This window comes from Duffyella sp. Ts4 (genome assembly GCF_051851875.1).
In the GTDB taxonomy this organism is placed as follows: domain Bacteria; phylum Pseudomonadota; class Gammaproteobacteria; order Enterobacterales; family Enterobacteriaceae; genus Duffyella; species Duffyella gerundensis.
The window spans coordinates 15,103-35,660 of sequence record NZ_JBLYPN010000001.1 but is presented as its reverse complement, the minus strand read 5'-3'; the positions used below and the strand labels follow the sequence as shown (position 1 = coordinate 35,660).

Annotated in this window: 20 protein-coding genes and 1 riboswitch; of the genes, 9 read left to right on the top strand and 11 right to left on the bottom strand. The window is 58.5% G+C overall.

The features are described 5' to 3' along the window. Positions 1 to 14: 14 nt before the first annotated feature. Positions 15 to 1,004 carry a GTP 3',8-cyclase MoaA gene (gene moaA / locus ACJY2L_RS00170; RefSeq protein ID WP_439213094.1) on the bottom strand — a complete coding sequence of 330 codons (990 nt, stop codon included), beginning with the start codon at positions 1,002 to 1,004 and terminating at the stop codon, positions 15 to 17. Continuing rightward, positions 991 to 1,123: riboswitch (molybdenum cofactor riboswitch) on the bottom strand. It overlaps the preceding gene by 14 nt. A gap of 237 nt (positions 1,124 to 1,360) precedes the next feature. Between moaA and ACJY2L_RS00165 the strand changes: the two genes are divergently transcribed. Further along, positions 1,361 to 2,263 carry a gluconeogenesis factor YvcK family protein gene (locus tag ACJY2L_RS00165; RefSeq protein WP_067428888.1) on the top strand — a complete coding sequence of 301 codons (903 nt, stop codon included), beginning with the start codon at positions 1,361 to 1,363 and terminating at the stop codon, positions 2,261 to 2,263. Positions 2,264 to 2,296: 33 nt separating this feature from the next. On the opposite strand, the gene uvrB is transcribed toward ACJY2L_RS00165, so the two are convergent. Beyond that, a complete protein-coding gene (uvrB, locus tag ACJY2L_RS00160; protein WP_439212840.1) occupies positions 2,297 to 4,321 on the bottom strand; it encodes an excinuclease ABC subunit UvrB in 2,025 nt (674 codons plus the stop codon). 888 nt (positions 4,322 to 5,209) lie between these two features. On the opposite strand from uvrB, the gene ACJY2L_RS00155 reads away from it, so the two are divergent. Continuing rightward, on the top strand, positions 5,210 to 5,923 hold the full coding sequence (locus ACJY2L_RS00155) for an ATP-binding cassette domain-containing protein (RefSeq protein ID WP_067428883.1): 714 nt from the start codon (positions 5,210 to 5,212) through the stop codon (positions 5,921 to 5,923). Between the two features lie 6 nt (positions 5,924 to 5,929). Here the strand turns inward: ACJY2L_RS00155 and bioD are convergent, their stop codons facing one another. Genes bioD through bioB form a run of 4 tightly spaced genes read right to left on the bottom strand, consistent with a single transcriptional unit; the run spans position 5,930 to position 9,524 of the window. Next, positions 5,930 to 6,607: a dethiobiotin synthase gene (bioD, locus tag ACJY2L_RS00150; protein ID WP_439213093.1), complete on the bottom strand. Its 678-nt coding sequence runs from the start codon at positions 6,605 to 6,607 to the stop codon at positions 5,930 to 5,932. Further along, complete coding sequence (bioC, locus tag ACJY2L_RS00145) at positions 6,600 to 7,358, bottom strand: malonyl-ACP O-methyltransferase BioC (protein ID WP_439212839.1); 759 nt, start codon at positions 7,356 to 7,358, stop codon at positions 6,600 to 6,602. Before bioC ends, bioD begins: the two co-directional genes overlap by 8 nt. Beyond that, positions 7,339 to 8,493 (bottom strand): 8-amino-7-oxononanoate synthase, encoded by a 1,155-nt coding sequence (gene bioF / locus ACJY2L_RS00140; RefSeq protein WP_439212838.1) that lies wholly within the window; start codon positions 8,491 to 8,493, stop codon positions 7,339 to 7,341. Before bioF ends, bioC begins: the two co-directional genes overlap by 20 nt. After that, positions 8,490 to 9,524, bottom strand: a complete 1,035-nt coding sequence (bioB, locus tag ACJY2L_RS00135; protein WP_067428871.1) for a biotin synthase BioB — start codon at positions 9,522 to 9,524, stop codon at positions 8,490 to 8,492. The genes bioF and bioB overlap by 4 nt, the downstream gene beginning before the upstream one ends. Before the next feature lie 88 nt (positions 9,525 to 9,612). On the opposite strand from bioB, the gene bioA reads away from it, so the two are divergent. From bioA to ACJY2L_RS00115, 4 genes are all read left to right on the top strand, one after another. Beyond that, positions 9,613 to 10,905 (top strand): adenosylmethionine--8-amino-7-oxononanoate transaminase, encoded by a 1,293-nt coding sequence (gene bioA / locus ACJY2L_RS00130; RefSeq protein WP_439212837.1) that lies wholly within the window; start codon positions 9,613 to 9,615, stop codon positions 10,903 to 10,905. Between the two features lie 63 nt (positions 10,906 to 10,968). After that, positions 10,969 to 12,024 (top strand): NADP-dependent oxidoreductase, encoded by a 1,056-nt coding sequence (locus ACJY2L_RS00125; RefSeq protein WP_439212836.1) that lies wholly within the window; start codon positions 10,969 to 10,971, stop codon positions 12,022 to 12,024. After that, positions 12,024 to 12,704 carry a type 1 glutamine amidotransferase domain-containing protein gene (locus ACJY2L_RS00120; RefSeq protein WP_439212835.1) on the top strand — a complete coding sequence of 227 codons (681 nt, stop codon included), beginning with the start codon at positions 12,024 to 12,026 and terminating at the stop codon, positions 12,702 to 12,704. Before ACJY2L_RS00125 ends, ACJY2L_RS00120 begins: the two co-directional genes overlap by 1 nt. A gap of 14 nt (positions 12,705 to 12,718) precedes the next feature. Next, a complete protein-coding gene (locus ACJY2L_RS00115) occupies positions 12,719 to 13,195 on the top strand; it encodes a kinase inhibitor (protein ID WP_439212834.1) in 477 nt (158 codons plus the stop codon). Positions 13,196 to 13,237: 42 nt separating this feature from the next. Here ACJY2L_RS00115 and pgl read toward each other — a convergent pair whose 3' ends face one another. Then, the gene (pgl, locus tag ACJY2L_RS00110; RefSeq protein WP_439212833.1) at positions 13,238 to 14,233 is read right to left on the bottom strand and encodes a 6-phosphogluconolactonase; all 996 of its coding nucleotides are present in this window, start codon (positions 14,231 to 14,233) and stop codon (positions 13,238 to 13,240) included. Positions 14,234 to 14,382: 149 nt separating this feature from the next. Between pgl and ACJY2L_RS00105 the strand changes: the two genes are divergently transcribed. Then, positions 14,383 to 15,201, top strand: coding sequence for a pyridoxal phosphatase (locus tag ACJY2L_RS00105; protein ID WP_439212832.1), 819 nt, complete (start codon positions 14,383 to 14,385; stop codon positions 15,199 to 15,201). Here ACJY2L_RS00105 and modC read toward each other — a convergent pair whose 3' ends face one another. The 4 genes from modC to ACJY2L_RS00085 all read right to left on the bottom strand — a co-directional run bounded on the left by modC (position 15,202) and on the right by ACJY2L_RS00085 (position 18,008). Next, entirely contained in the window at positions 15,202 to 16,260 is a 1,059-nt protein-coding gene (gene modC / locus ACJY2L_RS00100; protein ID WP_439212831.1) for a molybdenum ABC transporter ATP-binding protein ModC, read from the bottom strand. It lies immediately after the preceding gene. Position 16,261: 1 nt separating this feature from the next. Further along, on the bottom strand, positions 16,262 to 16,951 hold the full coding sequence (gene modB / locus ACJY2L_RS00095; RefSeq protein ID WP_439212830.1) for a molybdate ABC transporter permease subunit: 690 nt from the start codon (positions 16,949 to 16,951) through the stop codon (positions 16,262 to 16,264). Beyond that, complete coding sequence (gene modA, locus ACJY2L_RS00090; protein WP_439212829.1) at positions 16,948 to 17,718, bottom strand: molybdate ABC transporter substrate-binding protein; 771 nt, start codon at positions 17,716 to 17,718, stop codon at positions 16,948 to 16,950. The genes modB and modA overlap by 4 nt, the downstream gene beginning before the upstream one ends. Positions 17,719 to 17,852: 134 nt before the next feature. Beyond that, entirely contained in the window at positions 17,853 to 18,008 is a 156-nt protein-coding gene (locus tag ACJY2L_RS00085) for an AcrZ family multidrug efflux pump-associated protein (RefSeq protein WP_071852491.1), read from the bottom strand. Positions 18,009 to 18,149: 141 nt separating this feature from the next. Here ACJY2L_RS00085 and modE point away from each other — a divergent pair, with 141 nt between their 5' ends. Together modE and modF are read left to right on the top strand one after the other, a co-directional pair. Continuing rightward, the gene (gene modE, locus ACJY2L_RS00080; protein ID WP_439212828.1) at positions 18,150 to 18,932 is read left to right on the top strand and encodes a molybdenum-dependent transcriptional regulator; all 783 of its coding nucleotides are present in this window, start codon (positions 18,150 to 18,152) and stop codon (positions 18,930 to 18,932) included. Positions 18,933 to 19,001: 69 nt separating this feature from the next. Next, positions 19,002 to 20,468, top strand: a complete 1,467-nt coding sequence (gene modF, locus ACJY2L_RS00075; protein ID WP_439212827.1) for a molybdate ABC transporter ATP-binding protein ModF — start codon at positions 19,002 to 19,004, stop codon at positions 20,466 to 20,468. The last annotated feature ends 90 nt before the right edge of the window (positions 20,469 to 20,558 follow it).

Below are 20,558 nucleotides of genomic sequence, written 5' to 3'. Positions count from 1 at the left end.
GGTTTGCTCCTGCGTTAACCACCGATAAAAGAGAGATTCTGGGTAATGCCGGTATTCCCCTGATGGAGAAAGTGCGTCTGCTTTTTCTGTCCCAGGCTGCGGGCAATGCGCGCCTGCAGTTCATCCTGCTGATCGTCAGAGGCAAGCAGATCGCGCAGCGGCACGCCGCCGTCGCCAAACAGACAGAGATGCAGATTGCCTACCGCCGACACGCGCAGCCGGTTGCAGCTGGCGCAGAAATCTTTCTCATAGGACATGATCAAGCCGATCTCACCGCGGTATTCGGGATGAGTAAATACCTGCGCCGGGCCATCGCTGCGCGCGCGCGGCTGACGCTGCCAGCCTTGCATAATCAGCTGATCACGGATCACTTCTCCCGAAATATGATGACGACGGAACAGCGCACTGTGATCGCCGGTCTCCATCAGCTCGATAAACCGCAGCTGAATCGGTCGTTCGCGGATCCAGTTCAAAAAGCTTTGCAGGCTGTTGTGGTTCAGATCGCGCATCAGCACGCTGTTGACTTTGATCTTCTCAAATCCAGCCTCGAACGCGGCGTCAATACCGGCCATCACCTGATGAAACTTATCCTGGCCGGTGATGGCGTGGAACTGCCGCGGATCGAGGCTGTCGATGCTGACGTTAATCGACGTCAGCCCGGCATCGCGCCACTCGGCCACATCGCGGGCCATACGGTAACCGTTGGTGGTGACCGCAATCTGACGAATGCCGGGATTTTCACGCACCGCCGCGATGATGTCGGTAAAGTCGCGCCGCATCGAAGGCTCGCCGCCGGTCAGGCGCACTTTATCCGTACCGGATTCGGCAAACGCACGGGTAATACGGCGGATCTCCTCCAGAGAGAGGAAACTTTTGTTGGCCGCGCCGTTGGGCTTGTAGCCGTCAGGCAGGCAGTAAGTACAACGGAAGTTACAAACGTCCGTGATCGACAGGCGCAAGTAATAAAACTTGCGCTCAAAAGCATCAGTTAATTGTGGCACCAGTACACCTTTCCAAATTCGGGAGATGCAGGCATTTCTTTCTGCACCCTGGCAGCTCGATGGCTGCGGCCAGCACACCCTATCCGAAGACGTAGGCGGGAAGGCTATAGTGTGATTGCCGACGGGCAAAAACGTTGAAGACAAATAATAGCGCTAAATTCTGTGACTCGCCACGCGACTTTTCGCTGTATATTTATGTACATATCGCTTTTTCAACGCATTTTCTCCGCCAGTTACGTTAAGATAACCAGGAATTTTCGTACCGCTTGTTGTCACACTTTTTCGCGTCTGAGCATGTCAAAAAGCACAACAGTCAGTTTTCAGTCGCCACGCCCTGATGCGCGCAGGCAAGGAGTTTTATGAATCGTACACTGGCAGATCTTGATCGCGTTGTTGCCCTGGGCGGCGGCCATGGTTTGGGGCGCGTCATGTCTGCCCTCTCGCCGCTGGGATCGAGATTAACCGGCATTGTGACCACCACTGATAACGGCGGCTCAACTGGCCGCATTCGCCGCTCCGAAGGCGGTATCGCCTGGGGCGATATGCGTAACTGTATCAACCAGCTGATCACCGAGCCCAGCGTCGGTTCGGCGATGTTCGAGTACCGTTTTACCGGCAACGGCGAGCTGGCGGGCCATAACCTCGGCAACCTGATTCTAAAGGCGCTGGATCATCTCAGCGTGCGGCCGCTGGAGGCGATCAACATCATTCGCAACCTGCTCAAGGTAGACGCTTTTCTGATCCCGATGTCGGAGCAGCCGGTGGATCTGGTGGCGATGGATCAGGAAGGTAATATGATCTGGGGCGAAACTGAGATCGATACCATGAAACAGCCGCCGCAGGAGTTAATGCTGCATCCGGCGGTGCAGCCCACCCGCGAAGCGCTGGAGGCCATCAAGCAGGCGGACCTGATTCTGATCGGGCCGGGCAGTTTTTACACCAGCCTGATGCCGATTCTGCTGATGCCGGAAATGGCGCAGGCGCTGCGCCGTACTTCAGCCACCATGGTATTTATCGGCAACCTGGGGCGTGAGCTGAGCCCAGCCGCCGCCAGCCTGACCCTTGCGGATAAGCTGGCGCTGCTGGAAAAATATATTGGTAAACGCGTGATTGATGCCGCGGTGGTCAGCCCGCACGCCGATATCCAGGGCGTGGAAGATCGGCTGATCGTGCAGCATCCGCTCGAAGCCGCCGACATTCGCTATCGCCACGACCGCCAGCTGCTGCGCGTGGCGCTGGAGCACGTATTGCAGGCGATCTAAACCGGCGGCGCGCCTGCGCCGCCGTTGTCCCCGTCAGGAGGCAGCAATAAACAGATCGCGCAGCTGGTGAAGCTGGTCGCGCGTCTGTGCTGCCTCTTCGAACTCCAGGTTCTGCGCGTGCTGCTGCATCTTGCCTTCCAGCTCGTGAATCTTCTTCTGCAGCGCCTGCGGCGTCAGTGCCAGGTAATTGGCTTCGGTTTCTGCCGCGCCTTTGGCGGTGCCTTTGCCGCCGCGGCCTTTCGGCTTGCTCATGCCCTGGCCAAGCTCCAGAATATCAGTGATCTTCTTGTTCAGGCCCTGCGGCGTAATGCCATTTTCGGCATTGTACTGCTGCTGTTTTTCACGGCGACGTTCGGTCTCTTCAATGGCGCGCGCCATCGATGGCGTGATCTTATCGCCGTAGAGAATGGCCTTGCCGTTGATGTTACGCGCCGCACGACCGATGGTCTGAATCAGCGAACGCTCCGAGCGCAGGAAGCCCTCTTTATCGGCATCCAGAATGGCCACCAGCGACACTTCCGGCATATCGAGCCCCTCACGCAGCAGGTTGATACCGACCAGTACGTTAAACTCGCCGAGGCGCAGATCGCGAATGATCTCCATACGTTCAACGGTGTCGATATCGGAGTGCAGATAGCGCACGCGCTCACCGTGCTCTTCGAGGTATTCCGTGAGATCTTCCGCCATTCGCTTAGTCAGCACCGTCACCAGCACACGCTCGTTAACCGCCACGCGCTTGCGGATCTCCGACATCAGATCGTCTACCTGGGTAGCGACCGGGCGGACTTCAAGGAGCGGATCCAGCAGGCCAGTTGGGCGCACCAGCTGATCGATCACCTCGTCGCCGGACTTCTCCAGTTCATACTTACCAGGCGTGGCCGAAACGTAGATGGTCTGCGGCGCCATCGCCTCAAACTCTTCAAACTTCATTGGACGGTTATCCAGCGCAGACGGCAAGCGGAAGCCATACTCCACCAGCGTCTCTTTACGCGCCCGGTCGCCTTTGTACATGCCGCCAATTTGCGGAATGGTCACGTGCGACTCATCGACAATCAGCAGGCCGTCAGCCGGCAAATAGTCAAACAGCGTTGGCGGCGGCTGGCCCGGTCCGCGGCCAGAGAGATAACGCGAATAGTTTTCGATGCCCGAACAGTAGCCAAGCTCATTCATCATTTCGAGGTCGAACTGGGTACGCTGGGAAATACGCTGCTCTTCCAGCAGCTTGTTGTTGGCCAGCAGCGTTTGCCGCCGATCGGCCAGCTCAACTTTAATATCTTCCATCGCCTGCAAAATGCGCTCACGCGGCGTCACGTAGTGCGTTTTAGGATAAATAGTGTAACGCGGCACCACCGACTCAATCTGGCCGGTCAGTGGATCAAACAGCGACAGCCGCTCCACCTCTTCATCAAACAGCTCAACGCGCAGCGCAATGTCATCGGACTCCGCCGGGAAGATGTCGATAACTTCACCGCGCACGCGGAAGGTGCCGCGCTGGAAAGCCTGATCGTTACGCGCATATTGCAGCTCGGTGAGTCGGCGCAAAATGCTACGCTGATCGATGATCATGCCGCGCGTCAGGTGCAGCATCATTTTCAGATAGAGATCGGGATCGCCCAGACCGTAAATTGCCGATACCGAGGCCACCACAATAACGTCGCGGCGTTCCAGCAACGCTTTGGTCGCTGAGAGACGCATCTGCTCGATGTGTTCGTTAACCGAGGCATCTTTCTCGATAAAGGTGTCGGAGCTGGGCACATAGGCTTCCGGCTGGTAATAGTCGTAGTAAGAGACAAAGTATTCCACGGCGTTATCGGGGAAAAACTCTTTCATCTCACCATAGAGTTGGGCCGCCAGCGTTTTATTGGGTGCTAAAACCATGGCCGGGCGGTTGAGATCCGCGATCACGTTGGCCACGGTAAAGGTTTTACCTGAACCGGTTACGCCAAGCAGCGTTTGGTGGGCAAGACCCGATTCCAGCCCCTCTTCCAAACGACGAATCGCTTCTGGCTGATCGCCGGAGGGTTTAAAAGCGGAATTAAGTTTAAATACTTTGCTCATTGCTGGGTTACCTGGAGATGAAATGCGCGAGCCGGAGAGTAATTTTACTCGCCATTTGAAATTTTTCCAGTTAAAAATACTGGATGTAATACCAGTGTTTATCCATACTGCATTGTGCCGTGCGGCTGTGCCTGATTCCGGCGTGATGAATAACCGCACAACCTGCGTTGTTGCGCAATCTTATCCCCAAACGGGATGGACTTTTAACATTTGTCAATAGTGTGACAGCAGATCTCTGGCTGCGAATATTAACCGGCTCAGACGGGCTTGATTTTAACTAACATATTGAAAGAAAATGCATTGTTCTTAAAGGCCAGATTCCCGCCACTTCAGGCTGAAGCCGCGTCCCCTCTCGCTTGTAGAATGTTTTCAGACACTAATGCACATGGTTATCCACAGGAATGGTGGATAACTGATTTTAGCGCCCATGGCATATGGGGTGTATAAATCTTCCCCCGCCCTGGCCATCGAGGCAAAATTATTTTTTTTCGTCTTTCTTTGCACTTTCTTGTCAGAGTAACCCGCCCAAATGCTATACGTCATGCGGCCTGAAACTGATTCGTAGCGTGGCGTCAATCCCCGTACCGCACTTTTTTTAGTCCATATTGTTACCGCACTGCACCACCAGCGTCATTACCCAGGCACCGCAAAAGTGCAGGAAATTATTTACGCCGGTAATTGATAAATTTCTCTGACCATTTCAGCCGTGTCCTGGCGGGGCGGCGTCGGTTTTATACTCTCGTCAGCATTGGCCTGGTTTTTGCACTATTGGTTCAGCCTGGCACGAGCGACAGCAACCGCGTCCATCGGCCCGACAGCAGAGGTTGCAGCCTGACGGCACAACGCAGCGGCGACTGATTCAACATGAAACAGAAAGAGAGGTGTCTGATGCTACGTTTACGTTCGGTAAATCAATTCTACGGTCCTAATCATATCCTGTGGGATGTTGATCTCGAACTGCCGCCCGGCACCTGTACCGGCATTTTAGGGCGTCCCGGCATGGGGAAAACCACGCTGGTTAACTGCATTATGGGTAACCTGCCGGTGAACAGCGGCAGCATGACCTGGCAGGAGAAAGATTCGCCGCCGGAAGATATGCTGCTGCTGCCGATGGAGAAACGGGCGCGCATGGGGATTGGCTATGTGCCGCAGGGGCGACAGATCTTCTCCCAGATGAGCGTGGAAGATAACCTGCTGATTGCGCTGCTGGCCGGTCAGGACGATCGCCACCGTGCTATTCCGGCCATGGTTTACGATCTCTTCCCTACGCTCTATTCAGTGCGCCAGAAGCGTGGCGGTGATTTGCCGATTGAACAGCAACAGCAGCTGGCACTGGCGCGTGCGTTGGTGCTTGAACCCAAGCTGCTGATTCTGGATGAGCCCACCGAAGGCATGTCGCCCTGGCTGGAAGAGGAGATGGGCAACCTGCTGTACCGACTGAACCACGATTTTGGCCTGACGATTCTGCTGCTGGAACAGCGGCTCTCATTTATTCGCCGCGTGGCGGATTACTTCCTGCTGCTGCACCGCGGACGTAACGTGGCACAAGGAAAAATGGCCCAGCTCGACGACCTCACCATCAATAAATGGCTGGCCGTCTGATGCTGTTTACGCCTGCGGCAGGCTCAGCCACTGCCCCGCTTCCGCAAACTGTGCGCTGTCTGGCAGCCAGGGAATTTCGCCCAGACAGGGTGCAGCGAGCCGCGCGTGCAGCGTCTGCAAATAGGCCTGATGCCGCTTGCCCGGCGGCGTCACGCCGTTGGCAATCCAGCCAGCAAACGGCAGCCCGGCGGCGCGGATGGCATCGGCGGTCAACAGCGCGTGATTAATACAGCCGAGCTTGATGCCGACCACCAGAATCACCGGCAGCTGCTCCTGCTTCACCCAGTCTGCAAAGGTCAAATTCTCTGCCAGCGGCGTATACCAGCCGCCTGCGCCTTCCACCAACACCCATTCAGCCTGCTCAGCAATGTGTGCCAGCCCGGCTGAGAGCCGCGCAGCGGTGATCGGGCGTTGCTCTTCGGCGCTGAGAATATGCGGCGCGGTAGGTTCAGCAAATGCCAGTGGGTTAACCTCGTCGTAACTCAGCACCACAGAACCGTAGCGTTGCAGCGCCAGCGCATCGCTGTTGCGCAGCCCCTGCACAGTCATGTCGCAACCTGAAGCCACCGGTTTGTAGCCCGCGCAGCGCAGTCCCGCCCGGCTGGCGGCCTGCAGAAGGGCGCTGCTGGCCACGGTTTTACCCACTTCAGTATCGGTTCCGGTAACGAACCAGCGTTTAGTCACCATCAATTACTCCATAAAACAGATGATAGGTCAGCAGATAGCCGCGGGCATCCTGTGGCCATGCCGCTTCCAGCTGTTGCAGGCGCGAGCGCGTGAGCAGCGTATGCGTACGGCCCTGCGGTAAATGGGTGGCGCCGATGCCTTTCAGCGAGCGCATCGCCTGCAGCACGCCGGGAAAGGCCAGCGTCAGCGTTTCGTGCTGCCAGTGCAGCGGCAAACCGGTACAGAGGGCGACAATCTGTGCCTGCGTGAGGAAACGGTTAGCGTGCGGCGCCGCATCCACCGCTTGCCAGGCGTGATGCACCTCGCTGAGTGAATCGGCGGTCAGGGTGGAAAACAGCACCTTGCCGCCGACGCGCGTGACGCGGCGACACTCGTCCAGTGCCCGACGCAGATCGCTGCACCACTGTACGGCAAGATTGCTCCAGGTGAGATCAACACAGCGGTCAGCCAGCGGCAGCTGTTCAATATCACCTGCCAGATAGCTGCTGGCCGCCTGTTGACCCGCCGCCTGCGCCAGCATGCCCGGCGAGAGATCAAGTGCGATCACCTCGTGCCCCTGCTGTTGCCAGCGCTGGCTGAACCAGCCGGTGCCGCAGCCTGCATCCAGCACTCGCTGCGCAGGCGGTAGGGTCACCAGCGACATCAGCTTTTCGCCTGCCGCACGCTGCAGCGCTGCGTGCTGGTCATAGGCGCTGGCCGCCCGGCCAAAAGCACGAGCAACCGCGCGCTTATCGATCGTGGCTTGCATCAAGCGCCTCCAGAAGATAATCGATATCCGCAGGCTGATGCGCAGCGGATAAAGTAATGCGTAAACGGGCGCTGCCCGGCGGCACCGTGGGCGGCCGAATCGCGCTGACCCAGCAGCCCGCCTGACGCAGCCGCTGTGCCAGCGCCAGTGCCGCGGCGTTATCACCGACCAGCAGGGGCTGAATGGCGCTTGAGGAATCAAGCAGGCTCAGGCCGCGCTCGGCAGCACCGGCGCGAAAATGTTGAATATTGTCTTGCAGGCGCTGCCGTTCGCTGTCGGCCAGCTTGATGGCGCTGAGCGCCGCATCCAGCGCACAGATCTGCGCGGGCGGCATGGCAGTGCTGTAAATCAGATGGCGGGCAAACTGCAACATGTAATCGGCAACATCCTCACTGCACAGCAGCGCCGCGCCGCCGCAGCCAAATGCTTTGCCAAAGGTGATCACCAGCAGTTCCGGCTTGACCTGCTGTTGCCAACAGCTGCCGCGTCCGCCCTCGCCGACCACGCCGATGCCGTGCGCATCATCAACCATCATCCAGCCGCTGGCGGCGTGAGTGCTGACCGCCAGTTCGGCCAGCGGCGCGCTGTCGCCATCCATGCTGAAAATGCCTTCGGTGATCACCAGGGTTTCTCCGGCGCACGGTTTCGCCAGCAGGCGATCGAGGCTGGCGCTCTGGTTGTGGCTGAAGCGGCGCAGCTCTGCCGGACTGAGGTGCGCTGCTTCCAGAATTGACGCGTGCGCCAGCTTATCCGCCAGCAGCCGATCGCCTTTGGCCATCATCGCCGCCACGATCGCCTGATTGGCGGCAAAACCGGAGATAAACAGCAGCGCGCGCGGATAGCCGAGCCATTCCGCCAGCCGGGCTTCAAAGCGCTGTTGCAGTGGATGATAACCAGTGACGTGCGCCGAGCCGCCGGCGCCGTTGCCGTAGCGCAGCGCGCCGTCGTGCCAGGCGGCGGCAAGGCGCGTATCCTGCGCCAGGCCGAGGTAATCATTGGCGGAGAAATTACGCAGCCGCTGGCCGTCGGCCTCAATCCAGCCGGGGCCGCTGGCGGTGGTCGGCTGCCGACGCCGCAGCGCCTGCTGCTGCTGACGCTGCTCCAGCGCGGCGCCAATGCGCTGCTGCCAACTCATGACAGAGCGGCGTTGTAGAACTGTTCGCTGTCGCCGTGGGTCAGCTGCTCGGTAAGTTGCTGCTGCTGGGCCACGTCGCCATGAACGGTGGTGGTGTGTTCCGGATTAAGGCCGAGTTTGCGGAACAGCAGCAGGTCGGTATCTTCTTCCGGATTAGGCGTAGTCAGCAGCTTGCAGCCGTAAAAAATGGAGTTGGCTCCGGCCATAAAGCACATCGCCTGCGTCTGTTCGCTCATCTGCTCGCGCCCGGCGGAGAGCCGCACATGAGAACGCGGCATCATGATACGCGCCACCGCAATAGTGCGGATGAAATCAAAGGGATCGACGTCGTCGTTATCCGCCATTGGCGTGCCTTTGACCTTCACCAGCATATTGATCGGCACGCTTTCAGGTGGCACCGGCAGGTTGGCCAGCTGCATCAACAATCCGGCCCGATCGGTAACCGTTTCGCCAAGGCCCACAATGCCACCGGAACAGACTTTGATTCCGGCATCGCGCACCTTATCCAACGTATCAAGACGTTCCTGATAGCTGCGGGTAGTGATGACGTTGCCATAGAACTCCGGCGAGGTATCGAGGTTGTGATTGTAAAAATCGAGTCCGGCGTCGGCCAGCTGCTGCGCCTGACGGTCGCTGAGCGTGCCCAGCGTCATGCAGGTTTCCATGCCCAGTTCACGCACGCCCTGCACCATTTTTTCCAGATAAGGCATGTCGCGTTCGTGCGGATTCTTCCATGCGGCACCCATGCAGAAACGGCTGGATCCGGCAGCTTTGGCCTTGCGCGCCGAGGCGAGCACCTCATCCACTTCCATCAACCGCTCCGACTCCAGCCCGGTTTTGTAACGTGCGCTCTGCGGGCAGTATTTACAGTCTTCCGGGCAGGCGCCGGTCTTGATCGATAACAGCGTGCTGACCTGCACCTGACGCGGATCAAAGTGCTGACGGTGCACCTGTTGCGCCTCAAAAAGTAGCTCAAGAAAGGGTTTGTTAAACAGCGCCTGGGTTTGTGCCAGGCTCCAGCGTTGTGTCATTGCGAACTCCAGAAAAGGGGTGATTAACCCTGACAATCGTGGTTATACTTGTAAACTAAATCTTTTTAATTTGGTTTACAACTCCCTGATGACACCCGCCGATCTCGCATTTGATCGCCAGCATATCTGGCACCCTTACACCTCAATGTCTGAACCGCTGCCCTGCTATCCGGTGGTGGCCGCACGCGACACCCGACTGCAACTCGCCGATGGCCGTGAGCTGGTGGATGGCATGTCGTCATGGTGGGCGGCGATTCATGGCTACAACCATCCGCGGCTGAATGCAGCGATGCATAACCAGATTGCCGCCATGTCGCACGTGATGTTTGGCGGCATTACCCATCCGGCAGCGGTGGCGCTCTGTCGGCAACTGGTGGCGATGACGCCCGCACCGCTGGAGTGCGTGTTTCTGGCCGATTCCGGCTCGGTGGCGGTAGAAGTGGCGATGAAGATGGCGCTGCAATACTGGCAGGCACGCGGCGAACGGCGGCAGCGCTTTTTGACCCTGCGCCGCGGCTATCACGGCGATACCTTTGCCGCCATGTCGGTGTGCGATCCGCAAAATTCGATGCACAGCCTCTATGAGGGCTATCTGCCCACGCACCTGTTTGCCCGTGAGCCGCAGTGCGCTTTTGGCGATGCCTGGCACGATGAAGACATTAACGATTTTGCCGCGCTGCTCGAACAGCACGGCAGCGCGGTGGCCGCGGTGATTCTGGAGCCGATTGTGCAGGGCGCGGGTGGTATGCGCTTCTATCATCCACGCTATTTGCAACGGGTGCGCGAGCTGTGCGACCAACATGGCGTGCTGCTGATTGCCGATGAGATCGCCACCGGCTTTGGCCGTACCGGTCGGCTATTCGCCTGTGAACATGCGGCAGTCGTGCCGGATCTGATCTGCGTCGGTAAAGCGCTGACCGGCGGCACCATGACGCTCTCCGCCACGCTGACCACGCGCGCGGTGGCGGATACCATCAGCAACGGCGCGGCGGGCTGCTTTATGCACGGCCCTACTTTTATGGCTAATCCGCTCGCCTGCGCCGTGGCCAGCGAAAGCCTGGCGATGCTGCAGGAGAATCAGTGGCAGCAGCAGGTCAGCGCCATTGAAACGCAGCTGCGCCAGGCCTTGTTACCGCTGGCCGATCACCCTGCCGTGGCCGATGCCCGCGTGCTGGGTGCCATCGGCGTGATTGAGACTCATCAGCCGGTGGATACCGCAGCGATTCAGGCGTTCTTTGTTGATCGTGGCGTCTGGATCCGCCCCTTTGGCCGGCTAATTTATTTGATGCCGCCATACATCATCAGCCGCGAGGCGCTCACCGCACTGACCGCTGCTATTGCGGCTGCACTTGATCGCCCGCAGCTGTTTCAAAAAATGTAATGGCAGGCGCAGCGCAGCGGTATGCACTACGCTTCTATGCAAACCATAACCAAGGAGCGAAGTATGCCGCAGTCAACAGAGATGAATCGCCGAATTGTGCTGGCGTCGCGCCCACAGGGTGCACCCACACAAGAAAATTTTCGCCAGGAGCAGCAGTCGGTTCCACAGCCTGGCAAAGGAGAGATTCTGCTTCGGACCATCTGGCTCTCGCTTGATCCTTATATGCGCGGCCGCATGAGCGACGCCCCTTCCTACGTGGCCCCTTACGAGATAGGTGACGTGCCTGGCGCGGGCACCGTTGCCGTGGTCGAACAGTCGCAGCATGATGATTATGCGCCGGGCGACTGGGTCGTCAGCCAGAGCGGCTGGCAGGATTACGCCATTTCAAATGGCGAAGGCCTGTATAAACTCAGCGGTCCGGTGCTGAAGCACCCTTCCTGGGCGCTGGGCATGCTGGGCATGACCGGTTTCACCGCCTACATGGGCCTGCTGGATATCGGCAAACCGCAGCCGGGCGAAACCGTTGTGGTGGCCGCCGCCACCGGCGCCGTCGGCTCAATGGTTGGCCAGATTGCCAAAATCAAAGGGTGCCGGGTGATTGGTATCGCCGGTGGCGAAGAGAAATGCCGTTATGCCACCGAGACGCTGGGCTTTGACGCCTGCCTCGACCATCGCAGCGACGATCTGGCCAATGCGCTGAAACAGCATTGTCCGCAGGGCATTGATGTCTATTTCGAAAGCGTTGGCGGCAAAGTATTTGATGCCGTGCTGCCGCTGATGAACACCAAAGGTCGTATTCCGGTGTGCGGGCTGATTGCTGACTACAACAGCGGCGCCGACCTGCCTGAAGGACCAAACCGCCTGCCGCTGTTCCAGAGCGCCATTCTGCGTAAGCGTCTGCACGTGCAGGGCTTTATTATCAATCAGGATTACCCGAACGACTTTGACGGTTTCTTTAAGCAGATGAGCCAGTGGATGGAGGAAGATCGTCTGGTGTTCCGCGAACATATCGTTGAAGGACTGGAGAATGCCGTGCCGGCCTTTATTGGCCTGCTGGCGGGTAAAAACTTTGGCAAAGTGGTTGTGCGCATCGCTGATGACCAACCGGAGAGCAAATAATGAAAATTTTGATGGTATTGACCTCGCATGGCCAGCTGGGCGACAGTGGCGAAAAAACCGGTTTCTGGCTGGAGGAGCTGGCCGCGCCGTGGTACGTATTCCGCGATGCGGATATCGATGTGGTGCTGGCCTCGCCCGCCGGTGGCAAACCGCCACTCGATCCGAAAAGCTCACAGCCGGAAGCGCAGAGTAAGGTCACCGAGCGTTTTAACAATGATGAGTCCGCGCAGCAGGCACTGGCTAACACCCTTAAACTGGCTGAGATTGACAGCAGTGAGTTTGATGCGGTGTTCTATCCGGGTGGCCACGGCCCGCTGTGGGATTTAGCCGAAGACAAACACAGCATTGCGCTGATCGAAACCTTTTATGCCAATCAGAAGCCCGTGGGCACCGTCTGCCATGCGCCGGGCGTTTTACGTCACGTTCGCAAACCTGACGGCACGCCGCTGGTGCAGGGAAAACGCGTAACTGGTTTTACCAACAGCGAAGAAAAAGCCGTGGGTCTGCTGGATGTGGTGCCGTTTTTGGTTGAAGATGAGCTCAAGCGGCTTGGCGGCCAGTTTGAACGTACCGATGACTGGGGTGCGTTTACCCTTACCGATGGTCATCTGGTCACCGGACAGAACCCGGGATCATCAGAAGTTACCGCCGAGGCGCTATTGAAGTTGCTCCATCAATAACGCAAGGAGTTGTAATGAACCTGTTCAGTCAGGATTTTAACGATGGTGACACCCTGCCGGAAAACCATGTGTTTAACGGTATGGGTTATAAGGGCCGCAATCTTTCGCCCCACCTCGCCTGGGATAAGGTGCCTGCGGGCACCAAAAGTTTTGTTGTAACCTGCTACGATCCCGATGCGCCAACCGGTTCAGGCTGGTGGCACTGGGTGGTGGCGAACCTGCCCGGCAGCGCGACGATGCTGCCGCAGGGCGCAGGTTCAGGCAGCGCCGAGCTGCCTGCCGGTGCGGTGGAATGCCGCACTGACTTCGGTAAACCGGGCTATGGTGGCGCAGCGCCGCCGCCGGGCGAGCGCCATCGTTATATCTTCAGCGTACACGCGCTGGGTATCGACAGAATTGATGTCGATGAGCGCGCAAGCGGCGCCATGGTGGGCTTCAACGTGCATTTCCATGCGTTAGCCAGCGCCACGCTTACCGCGTATTACCTTTGATCAAAAAAGCCCTCGTATGAGGGCTTTTTTTTATCTTCTGGCTTATAACGGCCGAATGGCTACCCACATCGGACCCTGCCCCACGGCATACCGCGCCATCGGCTGTAACAGCCCCTGCTCGCCGCTGATTTTATACACCTGAATGTGATGCGATTTCTGACCGGTGGCGACCAGGAAGCGGCCGGTATGGTCGATGTTAAAGCCGCGCGGCTGCTGTTCTGTTGGCTGATGGCCTTCCAGCGTTAACAGCGCCCCGTCATCACTGACGCTGAAAATAGCAATGACGCTGGCGGTGCGATCGCAGGCGTACAGATGGCGGCCATTAGGTGTGATGTGAATGTCCGCCGCCCAGCGGGTATCACTGAAGCCTGCGGGCATCATATCCAGCGTCTGCACGCAGGCCATTTCACCGTGCGCATTACGCAGCTGCCAGACATCAACGGTGCTGTTGAGCTCATTGATGCAGTAAGCATATTGCTGATTAGGATGGAAGGTCATGTGACGCGGACCTGCGCCTTCTGGCGTGGTGACCTGCGGCTGGGACTGCGGCGTCAGCGTGCCATCGGCGGCGAGGCTAAACAGGCAGATGCGATCCTGCTTCAATGCCGGGACGTAAAGCGTCTGGTTTGCCGCATCGATGTTCGCCGAATGGCAGCCCGCCAGATCCTTAACGACCTGCACGGGTGCCTGCGGCACGCCATCACTGCCGATCGGGCTGACACTGACGCAGGCATCGTTATAGGAGCCCACGAAGACAAACTTTCCGTCGCGATCGGTGGAGATGTGCGTCGGGCTGCCCGGCAGTGGCGCATGGCCCGCTTCGCTCAGCGTGCCATCCTGCGCAATGCGGAAGGCGATAACACGAAAATCGGGTCGTGCACCCACATAGAGAAAGGCATTATCCGGGCTGACGATCATCGGCTGTACCTGACCGGCAACGTCGACCACCTGCAATAGCGTTAATGCACCCTGCTCATCCATCTGCCACGCATGAATCTGCTGGCTTTCCGGGCTGGCGATATAAACGACCTGGTTCATGAATTCTCCTTCATATTCGTTAATGGCTGTGGCAAAGCGTAGCCTGGTTGCCACCGGGGCGGAAAAAATTGATTTGTACGCTGATGGTTTGGTGGCGTCCGTGACCGGGTGTAGACTCAACGCTTTGCTGACACTACAGGTAAGAAGAGATGAGTTACCGCGTTATTGCGCTCGATCTGGACGGCACCCTCCTCACTCCCAACAAAACCATCCTTGACGCTTCGCTGCAGGCGCTGGCCGCTGCGCAGCAGGCTGGCGTGGAGGTGATCATTGTGACCGGACGTCACCATTGTGCTATTCACCCTTTTTATCAGGCGCTGCAGCTGGATACACCTGCTATCTGCTGTAACGGCACCTATTTGTATGATTATCAGGCGAAAAAGGTGCTGGCGGCCGATCCGCTCGGCAAGCCCGAGGCGTTGCAGGTGATCGACAAGCTGGCGCAGAACGCGATTCATGGCCTGCTCTACGTCGATGACGCCATGCTGTATCAAACCGCCACCGGCCATGTGACGCGCACCCTGAACTGGGCGCAGTCGCTGCCGGAAGCGCAACGGCCGAACTTTATTCAGGTGCCGGATCTGGCGCAGGCGGCGCGGGAAGCCACGGCTATCTGGAAGTTTGCGCTCTCCCATCCTGATACGCGGGCGCTGCAACAGTTTGCCGATGGCGTGGAAGCTGAGTTGGGTCTCGCCTGTGAATGGTCATGGCACGATCAGGTGGATATCGCCCAGCGCGGCAACAGCAAAGGCCGCCGGCTGGCGCAGTGGGTGGAGTCCATAGGTTTGCAGATGAGCGACGTCATCGCCTTTGGCGATAACTACAACGATTTGAGCATGCTGGAAAACGTCGGCCTTGGCGTAGCAATGGGCAACGCCGACGCGGCAATTCAGGCGCGTGCCAAACGGGTGATCGGCACGAACCTGGAACCGGGTATTGCGGAGATGCTCTATCAGGAAGTGCTGTAATCAGGCGCTGATCGACACGCTTTTGATCTGCGCCCAGAGCCACAGGCCGACGCGGATATTGAGCTCGTCACGCGCCCACGGCGAGATCCGTGCCCACAGCTCGCTGTTGCCGGTTTTCAGCTTCACCTCGACCTGATCGTCTATCTCAATCAGCTCCAGCACCTGAGCCGGTAAAATATTGCGAATGGTGCTGCTGATCGGCGGCTGAAGCACCAGCGAGACGTCGGCCGCGTTGATGCGAATGCGCAGTGGCGTTTTAAGCGGCGCATCAATGCGACTGACCCACAGCACCTGATCGCCCAGCGCCAGCGCGGTCATCGCATAGCTGGCATGCTGCTCCAGCAGCTGCACGCGCAGCACACTGCTCTGATCGGCGCGCGGTAGCCAGGGACGCATCGTGCTGCTGGCCCACACCTGTTCCAGCGGCCCCCAGGCTTTTACCCTGCCCTGATCCAGCACCAGCACGTTATCCGCCAGCTGTAGAATTTCGTCGAGGCTGTGGGACACGTAGAGCATCGGCGTCTGTACGCGGCGCGCCAGCTGCTGCAGATACGGCAGCACCTCACGCTTGCGCGGCACATCCAGTGACGCCAGCGGCTCATCCAGCAGCAGAATATCGGGCGCAGTGAGCAGCGCCCGACCGATCGCCACCCGCTGCTTCTCGCCGCCGGAGAGCGAGGCAGGAAAACGATCCAGCAGCGCTTCGATACCGAGCAGCGCCACCAGCTCGTCAAACTGCGGCTTCATGCTGGCCGCCATGCCGTAATGCAGGTTGCCGCGCACGCGATAATGGGGAAAAAGGCGGGCATCCTGAAAGACATAACCTACGCGCCGCTTCTCCGGCGGTAAAAACAACCGCTGTTCGCTGTCGCTCAGCAGGCGATCGTTAAGCCGGATATAGCCCTGCTGCGGCTGCGTCAGGCCGCCGATAGCGTTGATTAATGAGGTTTTACCGGCGCCGGAGACGCCAAAAATGGCGGTAATGCCGCTGGCGGGCAGATTGACATCCAGCGTCAGCTGATGATCGCCAAGCCGTTGTGAAAAATGCAGTTCAAGCATGTTAATTTCCCAACCGCTTGCGGCCCCAGCGGGCCAGCCATTCAGAGGCCAGCAGCGAGGCCAGCGCCAGCACGATGGCAATCACACAGAGCCGCGCCGCCGCGCCCTCCGCGCCTGGCGTTTCAATCAGCGTGTACATCGCCAGCGGAAGGGTGCGCGTCTCGCCGGGAATATTGGAAACAAAGGTAATAGTGGCGCCAAATTCGCCCAGCGAACGGGCAAAGGCGAGCACCGTGCCGACAATAATGCCCGGCAGGGTCAGCGGCAAGGTAATGGTAAGGAAAACCCGCAGCCGTCCGGCGCCCAGCGTGCGCGCCGCCTGCTCCAGCCGCACATCCACCGCTTCCAGCGCCAGACGAATGGCGCGCACCAGCAACGGAAAGGCGATCACCGCTGAGGCCAGCGCCGCGCCGCGCCAGCTAAAGGCAAAGCTAATGCCAAACAGATCCCACAGCCAGCTGCCGATAAATCCGCGCCTGCCCAGCGCGATCAGCAGCAAATACCCCACTACCACCGGCGGCAGCACCAGCGGCAGGTGAATCAGGCTGTCGAGCAACGCCTTGCCCGGAAACTGGCAGCGCACCAGAATCCAGGCGAACAGAATCCCCAGCGGCAGGCTACAGGCCACCGCCAACAGGGAAACCTGCAGGCTGAGCGCAACAGCCTGCCATTCAACATCGCTAAGCATCATCTACGAGGCGTGAATCCATAACGTTTAAAAATAGCGGAAGCCTGCGGGCTTTTCAGGTACTGATAAAAAGCAGTAACGGCCGGTGTGCCGCGATCTTTAACGATTGCCAGCGGATATTCCACCGCTTTGTGACTCGATTCAGGAAAAACGCCCACCACGGTCACTTTTTTACTCGCGACCGCATCGGAACCATAAACGATGCCGTAAGGCGCTTCATTGCGTTCCACCAGCGCCAGTGCCGCCCGCACGTTGTTGGCACGCGCCAGCGAAGGTGACAGCTGATCCCAGGCGCCCAGCGTCTGCAATGCCTCTTTGGCATAGATGCCCGCCGGCACATGATCGGGATCGCCGGTTGCCAGCCGTTCGCCGTGCAACAGCGTTTTCCAGTTGGTTTGCGCGTTCAGGGTAACCGGCTGCGGCTTCTCTGCGCTGGGCGCGATCAGCACCAGATCGTTGCCCAGCAACGTCGTGCGGCTGGCATTATCCAGCGCATTTTTCTGCTGCGCATAATCCATCCACTGTTGATCGGCAGAGATAAACAGATCGGCTGGCGCGCCCTGCTCAATCTGCCGCGCCAGTGTGGAAGACGAAGCGTAAGAGGCGACGATTTTCTCCGGCTTATCCTGCTGATACTGCTGCGCAATCTCCTGCAGGGCGTTAGTCAGCGAGGCGGCGGCAAACACGGTAATATTTTCTGCGGCGACGGCGTGACCGCCAGCGGTCAATAGCGCCGCACCCGCGAGCCAGCGGCTCCAGTTAACAGACATGTTCTTCTCCCGGTTTCGTTGTATAAAGAATCATACAGCGTAGCATCTGCAGGTGTCATGCGCTTTAGTCATCAGGGGGTTAACTGCCAGGAGAGCGTATCGCCCGCGCACGGCGGGCAATGGAAAAACGGGGATTACGAACGGTTTTTTGCAGTGTGATCTTTAGAATGACCAAACTTGGAAATGACGTTAAAGAACGCGCCAAAGCCATAAATCAGTCCAAGCATAATTGCCATCACAACCGGCACCATAATGACGGCGACGGCCAGGCTTTTAAGTAATTCCAGCATGCCAGCCTCACTCTTTTCTGAAAGAAGCTATTGTAGCGACAACGAAAAAAAGTGCACTGTGCTTTTTGTGCCCTTTAGCGCGCCGTGACAGCCTGTTCTGGCTCCCATACAATTGCCCTTTATCGACCCTCTGGAGCGGCCATGCAGGCAGACATTTCTCTTATCATTCGGCTACGGCAGAAACTGTTTGCCGATCCGCGCCGCATCGCACTGTTGCAGCAGATTCAGCACACCGGCTCGATCAGTCAGGGCGCAAAACTGGCGGGCATCAGCTATAAAAGCGCCTGGGATGCGATCAATGAGATGAACCAGCTGGCGGATCACACGGTGGTTGAACGCGCGACCGGCGGCAAAGGCGGCGGCGGTGCCACGGTAACCGCCTGGGGCCAGCGGCTAATTCAGCTTTTTGCGCTACTGGAACAGGTGCAGCAAAAGGCGTTTGACGTGCTGCAGGACGATCGGCTGCCGCTCGACAGCCTGCTGGCGGCGATTTCCCGTTTTTCGCTGCAAACCAGCGCCCGCAATCAGCTGTTTGGTCACGTGATGCAGCGCGACCACCAGCCGGTGCAGCAGCATATCGCCGTGATGCTCAACGACGGCATCACCGTGGTGAACGCGGCGATCACCGAGCACAGTGCCGAGCGGCTACAGCTGCAGCCTGGCAAAGAGGTGCTGGTACTGATTAAGGCGCCGTGGATCGGCGTGACGACACAACCGGTTGAGGCGGAAAATCAGCTGGCCTGCACGCTGACGCAGATTGAAACCGGCAGCAGCCACAGCGAACTGTTGCTGACGCTGCCCGGTGGCGAGGTGCTGTGCGCCACGCTAAGCAACGCCGACGTCGACCGTGAAGCGCTGCGTCCCGGCATGCAGGCGATTGCGTATTTTGCCGCCGAGCAGGTGATTATCGCCTCGCTGCTGTAGACCGCTGGTTTGACATTCGTTCAGGCAGCCGTTAAAACCAGCAGTACGGTGCATAATATGGAACACAACATGGCTACGTTGCAAATTACGCAAGGCACGTTTCGTCTTAGTGATACAAAAATCCTCTCTCTGCACGATCTCACCCTACAAGGTGGCGACGCCTGGGCCTTTGTTGGCAGCAATGCCAGCGGTAAATCCTCGCTGGCGCGAGCGCTTTCTGGTGAGCTGACCGCGATGCATGGCGAGGTGCGCAGCGATTTTCAGCGTCCGGTGCGTTTATCGCTGGAGCAGCTGCAACAGCTGGTCAGTGAAGAGTGGCAGCGTAATAACACCGATATGGTCAGCGAAGGCGAAGAGGATACCGGCCTGCTGTCATCTGAAGTTATTCAGGCGGAAGTAAAAGATGCGGCGCGCTGTGAGCAACTGGCCAGCCTGTTCGGCATTACGTCTCTGCTGACCAGACGCTTTAAATATCTTTCAACCGGCGAGACCCGCAAAACGCTGCTCTGTCAGGCGCTGATGGCGCAGCCCGACCTGCTGATTCTCGATGAGCCATTTGATGGCCTCGATCAGCGTTCGCGTGAAAATCTGGGTGAGCTACTGGCCAGGCTCAGCGAGCAGGGTTATACGCTGGTTCTGGTGCTTAACCGGTTCGATGATATTCCGCCGTTTGTGCAGCAGGTTGGCGTGCTGGCCGAATGCACCCTGACCCATGTTGGTGCGCGCGAGGCTATTCTGGCCGAAGCGCTGGTGGCGCAGCTGGCGCACAGTGAGCAGTTGATGGGCATGACCCTGCCGGAAGCGGATTTGACGCCACTTAACGCCCTCGCCACAGAGACGCCGCGCATCGTGCTGCGCGATGGCGTGGTGGCTTATAACGATCGTCCGGTGCTGCATCAGCTTAGCTGGCAGGTGAACGCCGGTGAGCACTGGCAGATTACCGGCCCCAACGGCGCCGGTAAATCCACCCTGCTGAGCCTGGTCACCGGCGATCATCCGCAGGGTTACAGCAACGACCTTACGCTGTTTGGCGTGCGTCGCGGCAGTGGCGAAACCATCTGGGATATCAAGCAGCATATCGGCTACGTCAGCAGCAGCCTGCATCTCGATTATCGGGTCAGCGTCAGCGTTCGCCATGTGGTGCTCTCTGGCTATTTTGATTCGATTGGCCTCTACAATGCGGTTTCCGATCGCCAGGTGGCGCTGAGTAATCAATGGCTGGCGCTGCTGGGCATGCAGACACTTGGCGATGCACCCTTTCACAGCCTGTCGTGGGGCCAACAGCGGCTGGTGCTGATTGCACGCGCGCTGGTAAAGCATCCGACGCTGCTGATTCTGGATGAACCGCTACAGGGACTGGATCCGATTAATCGCCAGCTGGTGCGCCGGTTTATCGACGTGCTGATTGGCGAAGGCGCCACGCAACTGCTGTTTGTCTCTCACCATGCGGAAGATGCGCCTGGTTGCATCACCCATCGTCTGAGCTTTATCGCAGAGGGTGAGCGCTACCGTTATCAGCAGCAGAAAATTCGCTGATCCGACGGGCTACGGCCCGCTGCTTTCCCGGCGGTGCGATTTAACATGGCCAGTCGCTATGTAAGCGCTACCACTTTTCTCCGTGCTTCT

Coding starts and splice junctions, on each gene's coding strand:
- ACJY2L_RS00125 (WP_439212836.1), top strand. CDS start 10,969: ATGCCGCAGTCAACAGAGATGAATCGCCGAATTGTGCTGGCGTCGCGC.
- bioF (WP_439212838.1), bottom strand. CDS start 8,493: ATGAGTTGGCAGCAGCGCATTGGCGCCGCGCTGGAGCAGCGTCAGCAG.
- uvrB (WP_439212840.1), bottom strand. CDS start 4,321: ATGAGCAAAGTATTTAAACTTAATTCCGCTTTTAAACCCTCCGGCGAT.
- modC (WP_439212831.1), bottom strand. CDS start 16,260: ATGCTTGAACTGCATTTTTCACAACGGCTTGGCGATCATCAGCTGACG.
- bioB (WP_067428871.1), bottom strand. CDS start 9,524: ATGACACAACGCTGGAGCCTGGCACAAACCCAGGCGCTGTTTAACAAA.
- pgl (WP_439212833.1), bottom strand. CDS start 14,233: ATGAACCAGGTCGTTTATATCGCCAGCCCGGAAAGCCAGCAGATTCAT.
- modF (WP_439212827.1), top strand. CDS start 19,002: ATGGCTACGTTGCAAATTACGCAAGGCACGTTTCGTCTTAGTGATACA.
- modB (WP_439212830.1), bottom strand. CDS start 16,951: ATGATGCTTAGCGATGTTGAATGGCAGGCTGTTGCGCTCAGCCTGCAG.
- ACJY2L_RS00115 (WP_439212834.1), top strand. CDS start 12,719: ATGAACCTGTTCAGTCAGGATTTTAACGATGGTGACACCCTGCCGGAA.
- bioA (WP_439212837.1), top strand. CDS start 9,613: ATGACACCCGCCGATCTCGCATTTGATCGCCAGCATATCTGGCACCCT.
- modA (WP_439212829.1), bottom strand. CDS start 17,718: ATGTCTGTTAACTGGAGCCGCTGGCTCGCGGGTGCGGCGCTATTGACC.
- ACJY2L_RS00105 (WP_439212832.1), top strand. CDS start 14,383: ATGAGTTACCGCGTTATTGCGCTCGATCTGGACGGCACCCTCCTCACT.
- modE (WP_439212828.1), top strand. CDS start 18,150: ATGCAGGCAGACATTTCTCTTATCATTCGGCTACGGCAGAAACTGTTT.
- ACJY2L_RS00085 (WP_071852491.1), bottom strand. CDS start 18,008: ATGCTGGAATTACTTAAAAGCCTGGCCGTCGCCGTCATTATGGTGCCG.
- ACJY2L_RS00165 (WP_067428888.1), top strand. CDS start 1,361: ATGAATCGTACACTGGCAGATCTTGATCGCGTTGTTGCCCTGGGCGGC.
- bioC (WP_439212839.1), bottom strand. CDS start 7,358: ATGCAAGCCACGATCGATAAGCGCGCGGTTGCTCGTGCTTTTGGCCGG.
- ACJY2L_RS00155 (WP_067428883.1), top strand. CDS start 5,210: ATGCTACGTTTACGTTCGGTAAATCAATTCTACGGTCCTAATCATATC.
- ACJY2L_RS00120 (WP_439212835.1), top strand. CDS start 12,024: ATGAAAATTTTGATGGTATTGACCTCGCATGGCCAGCTGGGCGACAGT.